Origin of the sequence: Kaistia sp. MMO-174 (assembly GCF_037147815.1) — a bacterium.
GTDB lineage: Bacteria > Pseudomonadota > Alphaproteobacteria > Rhizobiales > Kaistiaceae > Kaistia > Kaistia nematophila.
In genome coordinates, this window is the sequence record NZ_JBBCUO010000003.1 from 78,706 (window position 1) to 91,530 (window position 12,825).

Genomic DNA, 12,825 nt, shown 5'->3' on the forward strand with positions numbered 1-12,825 from the left:
CCGCATTCAGAACTCACGAAGCCGGGGCTTTTCAGCCCTCGTCTTCCTCGCGCTGGGCCTTGACCTGAGCGATGAAGTCCTCGGCGTCCTGCTTGGCAGAACGGGAATGCTCTTCCGCGTCCTTGTTGAAGCGGTCGAGTTCCATCTTGAGGCCACTCACGGACGGCTTCTCGACGCTGTTCGCATAGGCGATCATGCGCAGCGACACGGCGAGATCGAGCACCATGGCGGCGAGCAGGCCGTCATCGAGCTGCTGGTCGTCGGCATAGTCCGAGATCAGGTCGTAGAGCGCGTCCCGATGCTCTTCATATTCCTCGGCAAAGGCCTCGAAATCTTCGTCGTCGGCGGGCTGGTTCGGATCGGCCATCTTTGTATCTCCTAGCCGGCGATCGGCGGTTGGAAGGTGAGACCCATGTCCCAGGGGAAATAAATCCACGTATCCTGTGACACTTCGGTGATGAAGGTGTCGACGATGGGGCGGCCCATCGGCTTCGAATAGAGCGTCGCGTAATGCGCCTTCGGCAGCATCTCGCGCACCAGGCGGGCGGTGCGGCCGGTATCGACGAGATCGTCGATGACGAGGACGCCGGCGCCCTCGCCGCCGCCGAGATCGATGATCTCCTGGCTGACGGGCTTCAGGACCTTGAGCGAACCCTGGTCCTTGTAGTTGTGATAGGAGGCGACGCAGATCGTCTCGATCATGCGGATGCCGAGTTCACGCGCCACGATCGCCGCCGGCACAAGGCCACCGCGCGTCACGCAGACGATCGCCTGCCACTTCTGATCGCCGGAAAGGCGCCACGTCAGGGCGCGCGCGTCCCGGTGAAACTGGTCCCAGGATACGGGGAACGCCTTGTCGCTGCGAGCGTCGACCATCATTGTCTCCTGCGCGTGAAAGAAGCGGAAGCTGTGGAATGCGGCTCCTTGCCATGCAATCGGGCCAAATGTCGATCCACAGAAATCGCCGGCATGTCAGCCATTCGCCTGCATCATGGCTGCCACCATCGCCTCGACGGCGCGGGCGGCCTGGTCGAGCCGGCCCTCGTCGCGCGAACGCAGCACGATGTCCGTCGCGAACGAACCATCGAGCATCTTCGGATAGCTGCCGATCGAGACGTCGGGATATTCGAGCTGGATCTCGCCGAGTTGCTTGGCGATGCGGCCCTCGCCCATGCCGACGGGCACGGTGCGCGACAGCATCTTGGCGCCGGTCGGGATCTTGGCGGCGACCTCGTCGAACATCGCCTGCATGATCGAGGGCACGCCGGCCATCACATGCACATTGCCGAGGGTGAAGCCCGGCGCCTTCGAGACCTTGTTCAGGATCAGGTCGGCGCCGTCCGGGATCCGCGCCATGCGCATCCGCGCCTCGTTCAGCTGGCCGGCCGCGTAGTGGTCGGTCAGGATGGCGACGGCGCGCGGATCATGGTCGATGCCGACGCCGAAGGCCTTCGCCATCGAATCGGCCGTGATATCGTCATGCGTCGGCCCGATGCCGCCGGTCGAGAAGACGTGGTCATAGCGGGCGCGCAGCGCGTTCACCGCGGCGACGATCTCGCCCTCGACGTCCGGCACGATCCTGACTTCGCGGATGTCGATGCCGATATTGGTGCAATATTCGGCAATATAGCCGATGTTCTTGTCCTTGGTGCGCCCCGAGAGGATCTCGTCGCCGATGACGAGGATCGCTGCGGTGACGACAGGCGCGGCTTCCGTGGCGGGTTCAGCCATTCACTACTCCATCGGTCCCCCATGGGTTTAGCCTTCCCGCGCCGGCCGCTCAAGGGAGCAGAATGCGAGCGCCGATGCGGCCCGGAAAACGCTGCATTGCGAAGCGCCGCAATCGCGGCCCCCGGCGCATTCCTCGCTCATTCCTGGCGGCATGCATGGCCGAGCGGCCCGGCAATCGACCCATGGCGCGGCATCGCGCCCGCCGCCACCGCGCAAAACTACTTGTAACTCGGCGCCCGATACGCCAGATCGGGGGCAATCCTTCACGATCAGGCTTGTCCCCGCCGCCGCGGAATGCTGTGCTAGCGGGACACGGAGTACCCAGATGGTCACCTATGTCGACGCAGACGCGGCCCCGGTAAAGAACACCGGACAGATCCGGCTGTATGGTCCGGAGGCCTTTGCCGCCATGCAGCGCGCCGGCCAGCTGGCGGCTGCCTGCCTCGACGGCCTGGCCGACATCGTCAAGCCGGGCGTGCCGACCGACGAGATCGACCGCTACGTCTACGAATTCGGCGCCGACCATGGCGCGCTGCCGGCGACGCTCGGCTATCGCGGCTACACCAAGTCGACCTGCACCTCGATCAACCACGTCGTCTGCCACGGCATTCCCGACGACAAGCCGCTCAAGGACGGCGACATCGTCAATGTCGACGTCACCTATATCCTCGACGGCTGGTATGGCGATTCCAGCCGGATGTATCTCGTCGGCGACGTCAAGCGCGCCGCGGCCCGGCTGGTCGAGGTCACCTATGAATCGCTGATGCGCGGCATCGCCGCCGTGCGGCCCGGCGCCACCACCGGCGACATCGGCTATGCGATCCAGTCCTATGCCGAAGCCGAGCGCTGCAGCGTCGTGCGCGATTTCTGCGGCCATGGCGTCGGCAAGGTGTTCCACGACACCCCCAACATCCTGCACTACGGCAATCCCGGCGAAGGCGTCGAGCTGCGCCCGGGCATGATCTTCACCATCGAGCCGATGATCAATCTCGGCCGGCCGCATGTGAAGGTGCTGCGCGACGGCTGGACCGCGGTCACCCGCGACCGCTCGCTCTCGGCGCAGTTCGAGCACACGGTCGGCGTCACCGACACCGGCTGCGAGATCTTCACCCTGTCGCCGCGCGGCTATACCTGCCCGCCCTACCCGACAGGGGCATGAGCGGGTTCGACGAGAACCTCGAGAATGCGCCCCATTTCGTGGGGCATCGCGAACGGCTGAAGACGCGGTTCCGCGAGAGCGGGGCGGAAGCGATCGCCGACTACGAGCTTCTGGAACTGATCCTGTTCCAGGCCGTGCCGCGCCGCGACACCAAGCCGATCGCCAAGGCGCTGCTCGCCCGCTTCGGCACGTTTTCCGACGTGCTGGCGGCGCCCGAGGCGCGGCTCACCGAGATCGCCGGCGTCGGCCCGTCGGTCGCCACCCATCTGAAGCTCGTGCACGCCGCCGCCACCCGCTACGCCAGGGGCGCCGTGCGCCAGCGGCCCCTGCTCGGCTCCTGGAGCGCGGTGGTCGACTATTGCCGCGCCGCCATGGCGTATGAGGAAAAGGAGCAGTTCCGCATCCTCTTCCTCGACCGCAAGAACGTGCTGATCGCCGACGAGGTGCAGCAGGTCGGCACCGTCGACCACACACCGGTCTATCCGCGCGAGGTGGTGAAGCGGGCGCTGGAACTGTCGGCCACCGCCATCGTGCTGGCGCATAACCATCCTTCCGGCGACCCGACGCCCTCGCGCGCCGATATCGAGATGACGAAGACGATCGTCAGCATCGCCGGCCCGCTCGGCATCGCCGTGCATGATCACATCATCGTCGGCCGGCAGGGGCATGCCAGCTTCCGCGGGCTCAAGCTGATCTGACGGAAGCCGCAGCGCTTGCCGGCTTCGCCGCGATCGGTTCGCCATGCCGATCCTCGAGGCTCGCCGCCCCGCCGAGTTCCTCGACCAGCAGCGCCGTGATCAGCGCGCCGCCGAGGCTGACCACCGCCACCAGGACCAGCACCGCCGACAGGCCGAACTCCGCCTTGATCACCGGCAGGAAGAAGGCGCCGAGCGCCGCGCCGACCTTGGCCGAGGCGGAGGCGAGGCCGGAGCCCGCGCCGCGCAGCTGCGTCGGGAAGAGCTCGGCCGGCAGCGCGAAGGTGGTCGAATGCGGCCCGGCATTCATGGCGAGGTTGAACAGGATGAAGCCGGCGAAGATGGCGGCGACGGCCGGATGGGCCGGCCCGCTCCACCAGAGCGCGGCGACCAGGATCAGCATGCCGGCGGTCATGCCGAGGAAGCCGGCGACCTGCGGACGCAGGTGACCGAAGCGCGGCACCACCCAGAAGGCAGCGAGAAAGCCGATCACCAGGAAGATGTCGATCAGCGAGGTGCCGCCGATCTCGGAGAAATCGGCCAAGACGATGTTGCTGCGCGAGGCGCCGAAATGCAGGTCCGCCAGCAGCATCGGCGTGAACAGGCCGATGCCGTAGGAGGCGATGTCCATCAGGAACCACGGCACGCAGGCGAGCGCGGTCCGACGCCGATAGGCGGAGCCGAACAGCGCCGCGATGCCGCGCTTCCTCACCTCGTCCGGTGCCTTGGCGACGATGTGCACGGCGCCGGCCGCTCCGTCGCCGAGCGCCGCGAGCTTGGCCCGATCGGCTGTAATCACCGCCCCGATCGCGTCCGCCGCGGCGCGGTTGCGTCCCTGCCCCATCAGCCAGCGCGGGCTTTCCCGCATGAAGAGGCGGCCGATGAGGAAAAGCAGCGGCAGGGCGACGAACGTCGCCATGAATCCGCGCCAGGCATCGTCCGCATCGACGACCGTGAGGATCGCCGCCGTCAGCGCCGCCGCCAGCATGAAGCCGACCGCCTGGAAGGTGATGGCGGCGACCATGACGCGGCTGCGCGCTGCGGCAGGCATCCATTCGGCCACGTAGCTGCTCGACACCGGATAATCGATGCCGACGCCGACGCCGAACACGAAGAGCCCGAGGGTCAGCATGCCGGGGTCGCCGGCGAAAACGGCGATCAGCGCGCCGGCGATCATCACCACAGTATCGACGAGCATCAGCGGCTTGCGGCCGAAGCGGTCGGCGAGCGGACCACCGATCGCCGCCCCCGGTACTGCGCCGGCAAGCAGCGCCGCGCCGAGCAGGCCCTGCATGGCGGCATTGAGGGCGAAGCTCTTGACGAGGAGCGGCAGGGCGACGCCGAGGGTGAAGACCGAGACGCCGCCCAGCATGGTGCCACCGGTCGACAGCAGGAAGATCCAATAATGCGCCCATCCCATCGGCGCGCGATCCAGCATGACGAGCATCGCCTGTTGGTGTGATGTCTGCTGCATATCCGATCCTTCATCGACCGCCCGGCGAACGGCAAGCTCCCCACCTTTGTTCGCTGCAGCGTAGATTCGCAATAGTTGTACAGGGTTAGGAGCACACCGTGCGCGCCCACCGCGCGGCGCGCACGCCCTCACGCCCCCCGTGTCCCACCCGATCCCGGACAACTCCCACGATCCGCTTCGTCCTCATTCCTGCGAATGAGTTGCAATTGCGAACAAGCCATGCCAGCTTGTTGCGAGTAGGTCGCAATTGCATGGAGGTGCCCCACATGATCGACCGCCCGCGCCGACGATTCCTCGCCGCGCTCTCGGCTATGCTGTTCGCCACAACGATGTCGACGACGGCGCTCGCCGGCGAGGCAGGGGCGAAGTTCAAGGCGGTCACGACCTTCACCATCCTGGCCGACATGGCGCAGAACGTCGCCGGCGACGCCGCGATCGTGGAATCGATCACCAAGCCTGGCGCCGAGATCCACAACTACCAGCCGACCCCGCGCGACATCGTGAAAGCGCAGGACGCGCAGTTGATCCTCTGGAACGGCCTCGGGCTGGAACTCTGGTTCGAGAAGTTCTTCGCCAATCTGGACGGCGTCCCGCAGGCGACCGTCTCGGCAGGCGTCGCGCCGATCGGCATTGCCGAAGGCCCCTATTCCGGCAAGCCCAACCCGCACGCCTGGATGTCGCCCGACGCGGCACTCATCTATGTCGACAACATCCGCGACGCCTTCGTCGCGCAGGATCCGGCCCATGCCGAGACCTACAAGGCGAACGCGGAAGCCTACAAGGCGAAGATCCGCGCCACCGCCGCGCCGATCCGCGAGGCGCTCGCCGCCATTCCCGACGAGAAGCGCTGGCTGGTCTCCAGCGAGGGCGCCTTCTCCTATCTCGCCCGCGATTTCGGCCTGAAGGAGCTGTATCTCTGGCCGATCAATGCCGACCAGCAGGGTACGCCGCAGCAGGTTCGCAAGGTGATCGACGCGGTGCGGGCCAACAACATCCCGGCCGTCTTTAGCGAAAGCACCATTTCCGCAAGCCCCGCCGAGCAGGTGGCGCGGGAAACGGGGGCTGCCTATGGCGGCGTGCTCTATGTCGACAGCCTCTCCGAGGTGGACGGCCCGGTACCGACCTATCTCGACCTGCTGCGCGTCACCTCGGAGACAATCGCCAAGGGGATCGCGCAGAAGGAAGCCGCGCAGTGAACGCCCGCGTCGCGCCCTCTCCTTTGCCTCCCCTCGCCGATCCGGGGGCCGGCATCACGGTTGCCGACGCCACCGTGACCTATCGCAATGGCCACACGGCCCTGCGGAACGCCAGCTTCGAAATCCCGACCGGCACCATCACGGCGCTGGTCGGCGTCAATGGCAGCGGCAAGTCGACCCTGTTCAAGGCGATCATGGGCTTCGTCCGCGTCTCGCGCGGCACGATCCGCCTGCTCGGCCAGCCGGTCGAACAGGCGCTGAAGCAGAACCTCGTCGCCTATGTGCCGCAGAGCGAGGATGTCGACTGGAACTTCCCCGTGCTGGTCGAGGACGTCGTGATGATGGGCCGCTATGGCCACATGAACTTCCTGCGCATCGCGACGGCCCGCGACCGCGCAGCCGTCGACGAGGCGCTGGAGCGGGTCGGCATGAGCGCGATGCGCAAGCGCCAGATCGGCGAATTGTCCGGCGGCCAGAAGAAGCGCGTCTTCCTCGCCCGCGCGCTGGCGCAGGATGGCCGCGTCATCCTGCTCGACGAGCCCTTCACCGGCGTCGATGTGCAGACGGAGGCCGCGATTATCGAGCTCCTGCGCGGCCTCCGCGACGAGGGCCGGGTGATGCTGGTCTCGACCCACAATCTCGGCAGCGTGCCGGAATTCTGCGATCGCGCCGTCTTGCTCAACCGCACCGTGCTCGCGCATGGCCCGACGCGGGAGACTTTCACGAAGGCCAATCTGGAGCGGACTTTCGGCGGCGTCCTGCGCCATGTGGCGCTCGATCCGGCGACGGTCGGCAGCGGACCGATCAGCATCCTCTCCGACGACGAGAGCCCGCTGCTGTTGCCGGATCCGCCGGCCGCGAGCGCCGAAAGCGCGGAGGCGCGCCCCTGATGGCGATCCTCCTCGAGCCCTTCGCCTATGGCTACATGGTCAATGCGATGTGGGTCAGCGCGCTCGTCGGCGGCGTCTGCGCCTTCCTCTCCGCCTATCTGATGCTGAAGGGCTGGTCGCTGATCGGCGACGCCCTCTCCCATTCGATCGTGCCCGGCGTCGCCGGCGCCTACATGCTCGGCCTGCCGTTCTCCATCGGCGCCTTCTTCTCCGGCGGGCTCGCCGCCGCCGCGATGCTGTTCCTGAACCAGCGCACGCGGCTGAAGGAAGACGCGATCATCGGCCTGATCTTCACCGGCTTCTTCGGTCTCGGCCTCTTCATGGTGTCGCTGTCGCCGACCGCGGTGAACATCCAGACGATCGTGCTCGGCAACATCCTGGCCATCACGCCGGAGGATACGCTGCAGCTCGCCATCATCGGCTTCCTGTCGCTCGCCATCCTCCTGGCGAAATGGAAGGACCTGATGGTCACCTTCTTCGACGAGAGCCACGCCCGCTCGATCGGCCTCAATCCGACCTTCCTGAAGATCCTGTTCTTCACCCTGCTCTCGGCCTGCACGGTGGCGGCGCTGCAGACGGTCGGCGCCTTCCTCGTCATCGCCATGGTGGTGACGCCGGGCGCCACCGCCTATCTGCTCACCGACCGCTTCCCGCGCCTGCTCGCGATCAGCGTCGCTGTCGGCGCGCTAACCAGCTTCACCGGCGCCTATGCGAGCTATTACCTCGACGGCGCCACCGGCGGCATCATCGTCGTGCTGCAGACACTGATCTTCCTCGCCGCTTTCGTGTTCGCCCCGAAGCACGGGCTGCTCGCCGCCCGCCGGCGCGCCGCCGAAGCGCTGGAGACAGCCGCATGACTCTGCTGGAAACGCTGCTGCAACCGCTGCAGTTCGAGTTCATGCGCAACGCGCTCGTCATCTCGGCGCTGGTCGCCGTGCCGACCGCCCTGCTCTCCTGCTACCTGGTGCTCAAGGGCTGGTCGCTGATGGGCGACGCGATCTCGCATGCCGTGCTGCCGGGCGTCGTCATCGCCTATATCGTCGGCGCGCCCCTCGCCATCGGCGCATTCGTCGCCGGCATGGGCTGCGCGCTCGCGAGCGGCTATCTCAAGGCAAACAGCCGCATCAAGCAGGATACGGTGATGGGCATCGTCTTTTCCGGCATGTTCGGCCTCGGCATCGTGCTCTACACCAAGATCGAGACCGACGTTCACCTCGACCACATCCTGTTCGGCGACATGCTGGGCGTGGGGGGCCGCGACATCGCCGAGACGGGGATCATCGCGCTCGTCATCACCGGCCTGCTCGCCATCAAATGGCGCGACCTGCTGCTGCACGCCTTCGACCCAATCCAGGCGAAGGTCGTCGGCCTGCCGGTCAACTGGCTACACTACGGGCTGCTGGCGATCCTGTCGCTTGCCATCGTCGGCGCGCTGAAGGCGGTCGGCATCATCCTCGCCATCGCGATGCTGGTTTCGCCCGGCGCCATCGCCTTCCTGCTGACCAAGCGCTTCGGCGCGATGCTCTGGCTGGCGGCGACGATCGCCGTCCTCGCCTCGCTGGCCGGCGTCTATCTGAGCTTCTTCCTCGACAGCGCCCCGGCGCCGACCATCGTGCTGCTGCTGACGATGATCTTCATCGCCGCGTTCATCGTCTCCAAGCGGCGGGCGGCGCGCATGGAGACGGAGGAAGCCGGTCTTTCATAGGCAATCGAGATGGGTTGCTCAGCGCATCAAAGGCGCCAACCGTCACGGTTCAGCCGAGGCTCATCCTCACCAGGCCAGCGCCTTGCCGTCGAGGGCAGCCAGCAGCTTGGCGTCCTGGTTGTAGATGTCCTTGCGGAAATTGACGCCGTCGTCGTCGACCCAGGCGGTGAGATAGGTCAAGTGGATCGGCAGCGGCGTGGCGAGCTTGACGACGGTATTCTTCTCCGTCGCCACGACCTTGTTGATCCGGTCCATGTTCCAGCCGGAAATGCCGCCGGCCGTCAGCACCTGAAGGGCAAGTTCAAGCGGCCGGCTCAGCCGGATGCAGCCATGGCTGAAGGCGCGCTCGGCCTTCGAGAACGCGCTGCGCGAGGGCGTATCGTGCAGATAGACGTCATGCTGGTTCGGGAACATGAACTTGACCCGGCCGAGCGCGTTCTTCGGTCCCGGCTGCTGGCGCAGCTGGAACGGGAAATTGCCCGGCCCGTAGCTCGACCAGTTGATCGAGGTGAGGTCATAGACGTCCTTGCCGCGCACGGCCTGGAACCCCTGCGAGGCGAGACTGGCGGGGTTGGAGCGCAGCTTGCCGAGTTGCTCCTTGACGGCGATGCCGGCCGGGACCGTCCAGTAGGGGTTGAGCTCGATATAGCGGACCTGGTCGCTGAACACCGGCGTGCGGCTATAGGGCTTGCCGACGACGACCGACATGCGCTCCTCGGCCTGGCCGTCCCTGACCCGGCGCAGCTCGAAGCCGGCGATGTTGACCATCAGATATTGCTGGCCGAGATCGCGCGGCATCCAGCGCCAGCGCTCCATCGCCAGCTCGATTTCCTGAATGCGGTCCTCGATCGGCACGTTCATCGCGACCAGCGCCGCCGGCCCGACGACACCGTCGACATCGAGGCCGTGGCGCGCCTGGAAGCGCTCGACCGCCTTTACCAGCTCCGCGTCATAGAGCTCGGCATTTCCAGCCGCGGCCGGATCGGCGCCGTCTGTGACCGCGAGCCGCTCGCGAAGAGCGCCAACGCGCGGGTCGGTCATGCCCGGCTTCAGCGTCGGGCCAAGAGGAACCGGCTCCCATCCACCCTCGGCCTGAAGCTCGCGATATTGCGCCAGCGCGCCCCGAAGCGACGCGTAATAGCTGCTCGGCGGCTGGGCGACGTCGAAATACTCGTCGAGGTCGTCGACCCTCGATATCGCCTGCAGCGCCGCCGCCTGGTCGAAGGTGCGCGTCTTCAGGAAGAAGTTGGGATCGACCTTGCTGGGCAGGAAGCGGCCGACGGAGAGATCGGCGCTATATTCCAGAAAGGCAGCGGAAAAATAGAGCTCGATCAGCGCAAGGCCGCGGAAATCCTCGGGATCGGCGCGCTGCATCAGCGAGAGAAGCTGGTCGGTCGGATAGTCGTCCGGCCGCAGGCCGTCCGCGCCGGCGTCGTTCAGGATCGCGACCAGCGCCTCGGCCCGGTCATCGCGCAGCCAGAGAAGCTCGCCCGCCTGCTCCTCGTAATAGGCGCGCAGCACGTCGCGGCGCTGCTGGATCGGCAAGGGCAGCCTTGGCTCACGCGCCAGCAGGTCGATGGCGTTGATGCGGATGACGGCGAGGTTCCGCTGCATCTCCTCGACGCTGGCGGCCTCGGCCGCCGGAACGCTTGGCAACATCGGCGCGAGCGCGAGAAAAGCTCCCGCGCAGAGCCGGAGGGCGAAACGACGGATCGGGGCGTTATTGAATGGGCGGCGCATAGAGGATTCCGCCTTGCGTCCAGAGGGCGTTGATACCACGGGAGAGTTGCATCGGCGTGTCTTCGCCGAGATTGCGGTCGAAGATCTCGCCGATATTGCCGACGCCGCCGATCACCTGGGTGAGCCAGGCATCCGACAATCCGAGCGGCGGCCCGCTCAAGGCACCGAGCAGGGCGGCCTGCTGCGCCTTGTCGGCGGCGATGGAGGTAGAGCTCAGCCCGACCTCCTCCGCGTCGATCAGGCCGAACAGCACCCAGCGCACGAGATTGACCCATTTCGGATCGTCGTCGCGCACCACCGGGCCAAGCGGCTCCTTCGAGATGACGTCCTTGAGGATGACGTGCTCGTCCGGCTTCGGCAGGTCCGCTCGCTCGCCGGCGAGCGCCGAACGATCGGCGGTATAGGCGTCGCACTTGCCGTCGGCATAGGCCTTGCGGGCGTCCTGCCGCTCGGCGAAGGGCAGGAACGACACCTTGAGGCCTGCCCGTTCGAAATAGGCGGCGGCGTTGTCCTGCGTCGTGGTTCCGCTGACAACGCAGACGGTGGCGCCGTTCAATTGCAGCGGGCTGGTCGCGCCATAGAGCGCCGGCACCATGAAACCCTGGCCGTCGAAATAGCTGACGCCGACGAATTCCAGCGACTGCCCGGCATCGCGCGAAAGCGTCCAGGTGCTGTTGCGGGAGAGAAGGTCGACCTTGCCATCCGTCAGCGCCTTGAAGCGGTCGGTCGCCGACAGCGGCACATAGTCGACCTTGCCGGCATCGGCGAAGATCGCGAGTGCGACCGCCTTGCAGAAATCGACGTCGAAGCCGCGCCAGGCCCCCTGCTCGTCCTTCTCGGAAAAGCCGCCGAGCCCCTCGCTGACGCCACAGACGAGCGTGCCGCGCGTCTTGACGGTCTCCAGCGTCCCCGCCGCCGCATGGGTGGCGGAGCCGGCGGCGAGCAACAGGCTCAGCGCCGTGGCGCACGCCGAAAGGCGAGCGGAAAGGGATTTCAGCTTCATCGATGGGCCCCGATATCACGACGGCAGTACCGGCATGATACATCGGCGCGCGCCGCCAACAAGGCCACAACCCAAGATGTCGGCCGCGCTGCGACGGAACCCTCGAAACGGGCATGGCCGGGACGAGCCCGGCCATGTGATGTTCTTCGAAGGAGGCGCGTCAGCGCTCAGTAGCGGGCGGGCGCCGCCGGCTTGTTGCCGAGGATGGCGTCGATCCGGTCAAGCACGTCCTGAGTCAGCTTCTCGCGGCTGTCGAGGGCGGCGAGGTTGTCCTCGAGCTGGCTCTTCTTCGAGGCGCCGAGGATGACCGTCGAGACGTTCTTGTTGGCGAGGCACCAGAGCAGCGCCATGTGGTGGATCGGCAGGCCGATCTCCTCCGCCAGCGCCGCCAGCTTCTCGACCTGGGCGATGCGCTGCTTGCCCTTCTCGCCCTGCCAGATCTCCTTCAGCCACTCATAGCCCGGCAGGTCGAGGCGGCTGCCGGCCGGAATGCCCTTGTTGTACTTGCCGGTGAGAATGCCGGAGGCGAGCGGGGACCAGATCGTCGTGCCGAGGCCCATCAAATCGTAGAGCGGGCGATAATCGCCCTCGACCTTCTCGCGCTCGAACAGATTGTACTGCGGCTGCTCCATGGTCGGCGGCGTGATCCTGAGGTCCTTGGCGACGGCCCAGGCCTCGGTCAGCTGCTGCGCCGTCCATTCCGAAGTGCCCCAGTAGAGCACCTTGCCCTGCTGCACGAGGTCGTGCATGGCGCGGACGGTTTCCTCGATCGGGGTATCGATGTCGGGTCGGTGGCAGAAATAGAGGTCGAGATATTCGACCTGCAGGCGCTTCAGCGCCGCGTGGCAGGCATCGGTGACATGCTTGCGCGACAGGCCGCGCTGCGTCGGCTTCGAGCCGCCCCAGAACACCTTGCTGGAGACGATGTAGGAATCGCGGCTCCAGGCGAGCTTGGCCAGCGCCTCGCCCATCAGCGTCTCGGAGACGCCGGCCTCGTAGCCCTCGGCATTGTCGAAGAAGTTGATTCCGCGATCATAGGCGAGCGTCATGATGTCGAGCGCGTCGCGCTGGTCGACCTGCTTGCCGAACGTCACCCAGGAACCGAGCGAAAACTCGCTGACCTGCAGGCCGGACTTGCCCAAACGGCGGTACTGCATCATCCATCCGATCATTGTTGAATTAGGCTGCGGCGTGCGCCGCGCGCGGCAGGCTAGTCCACTTGCTTCCGGCGC

The 12,825-nt window shown here is 66.5% G+C and carries 13 protein-coding genes; 6 read left to right on the plus strand and 7 right to left on the minus strand.

All coding sequences use genetic code 11. From position 1 onward, the window contains the following. Window positions 1–31 precede the first annotated feature (31 nt). The 3 genes from WFK98_RS12245 to WFK98_RS12255 all read right to left on the minus strand — a co-directional run bounded on the left by WFK98_RS12245 (window position 32) and on the right by WFK98_RS12255 (window position 1,731). The gene (locus WFK98_RS12245; protein WP_266338270.1) at window positions 32–367 is read right to left on the minus strand and encodes a hypothetical protein; all 336 of its coding nucleotides are present in this window, start codon (window positions 365–367) and stop codon (window positions 32–34) included. A gap of 11 nt (window positions 368–378) precedes the next feature. Beyond that, complete coding sequence (gpt, locus tag WFK98_RS12250; protein ID WP_266338271.1) at window positions 379–876, minus strand: xanthine phosphoribosyltransferase; 498 nt, start codon at window positions 874–876, stop codon at window positions 379–381. A gap of 96 nt (window positions 877–972) precedes the next feature. Beyond that, window positions 973–1,731: a competence/damage-inducible protein A gene (locus tag WFK98_RS12255; RefSeq protein ID WP_266338272.1), complete on the minus strand. Its 759-nt coding sequence runs from the start codon at window positions 1,729–1,731 to the stop codon at window positions 973–975. A gap of 325 nt (window positions 1,732–2,056) precedes the next feature. On the opposite strand from WFK98_RS12255, the gene map reads away from it, so the two are divergent. Together map and radC are read left to right on the plus strand one after the other, a co-directional pair. Then, window positions 2,057–2,890 (plus strand): type I methionyl aminopeptidase, encoded by an 834-nt coding sequence (gene map / locus WFK98_RS12260; protein WP_266338273.1) that lies wholly within the window; start codon window positions 2,057–2,059, stop codon window positions 2,888–2,890. Beyond that, window positions 2,887–3,588: a RadC family protein gene (radC, locus tag WFK98_RS12265; protein WP_266338274.1), complete on the plus strand. Its 702-nt coding sequence runs from the start codon at window positions 2,887–2,889 to the stop codon at window positions 3,586–3,588. Before map ends, radC begins: the two co-directional genes overlap by 4 nt. Here radC and WFK98_RS12270 read toward each other — a convergent pair. Next, window positions 3,575–5,059 (minus strand): MFS transporter, encoded by a 1,485-nt coding sequence (locus WFK98_RS12270; protein WP_336800406.1) that lies wholly within the window; start codon window positions 5,057–5,059, stop codon window positions 3,575–3,577. The genes radC and WFK98_RS12270 overlap by 14 nt on opposite strands. A gap of 266 nt (window positions 5,060–5,325) precedes the next feature. Here WFK98_RS12270 and WFK98_RS12275 point away from each other — a divergent pair, with 266 nt between their 5' ends. The 4 genes from WFK98_RS12275 to WFK98_RS12290 are packed head-to-tail and all read left to right on the plus strand — an operon-like array spanning window position 5,326 to window position 8,850. Next, window positions 5,326–6,255, plus strand: a complete 930-nt coding sequence (locus WFK98_RS12275) for a metal ABC transporter substrate-binding protein (protein WP_336800407.1) — start codon at window positions 5,326–5,328, stop codon at window positions 6,253–6,255. Continuing rightward, a complete protein-coding gene (locus WFK98_RS12280) occupies window positions 6,252–7,145 on the plus strand; it encodes a manganese/iron ABC transporter ATP-binding protein (protein WP_336800408.1) in 894 nt (297 codons plus the stop codon). The genes WFK98_RS12275 and WFK98_RS12280 overlap by 4 nt, the downstream gene beginning before the upstream one ends. Then, a complete protein-coding gene (locus WFK98_RS12285) occupies window positions 7,142–8,002 on the plus strand; it encodes a metal ABC transporter permease (protein ID WP_336800783.1) in 861 nt (286 codons plus the stop codon). The genes WFK98_RS12280 and WFK98_RS12285 overlap by 4 nt, the downstream gene beginning before the upstream one ends. Continuing rightward, window positions 7,999–8,850, plus strand: a complete 852-nt coding sequence (locus tag WFK98_RS12290; protein WP_336800409.1) for a metal ABC transporter permease — start codon at window positions 7,999–8,001, stop codon at window positions 8,848–8,850. The genes WFK98_RS12285 and WFK98_RS12290 overlap by 4 nt, the downstream gene beginning before the upstream one ends. Before the next feature lie 66 nt (window positions 8,851–8,916). On the opposite strand, the gene WFK98_RS12295 is transcribed toward WFK98_RS12290, so the two are convergent. From WFK98_RS12295 to WFK98_RS12305, 3 genes are all read right to left on the minus strand, one after another. Further along, window positions 8,917–10,590, minus strand: coding sequence for a L,D-transpeptidase family protein (locus WFK98_RS12295; RefSeq protein WP_336800410.1), 1,674 nt, complete (start codon window positions 10,588–10,590; stop codon window positions 8,917–8,919). Then, window positions 10,571–11,593 carry an amino acid ABC transporter substrate-binding protein gene (locus WFK98_RS12300; protein WP_336800411.1) on the minus strand — a complete coding sequence of 341 codons (1,023 nt, stop codon included), beginning with the start codon at window positions 11,591–11,593 and terminating at the stop codon, window positions 10,571–10,573. The genes WFK98_RS12295 and WFK98_RS12300 overlap by 20 nt, the downstream gene beginning before the upstream one ends. Window positions 11,594–11,760: 167 nt before the next feature. Next, window positions 11,761–12,750 (minus strand): potassium channel beta subunit family protein, encoded by a 990-nt coding sequence (locus tag WFK98_RS12305; protein WP_266338654.1) that lies wholly within the window; start codon window positions 12,748–12,750, stop codon window positions 11,761–11,763. Window positions 12,751–12,825: the final 75 nt, after the last annotated feature.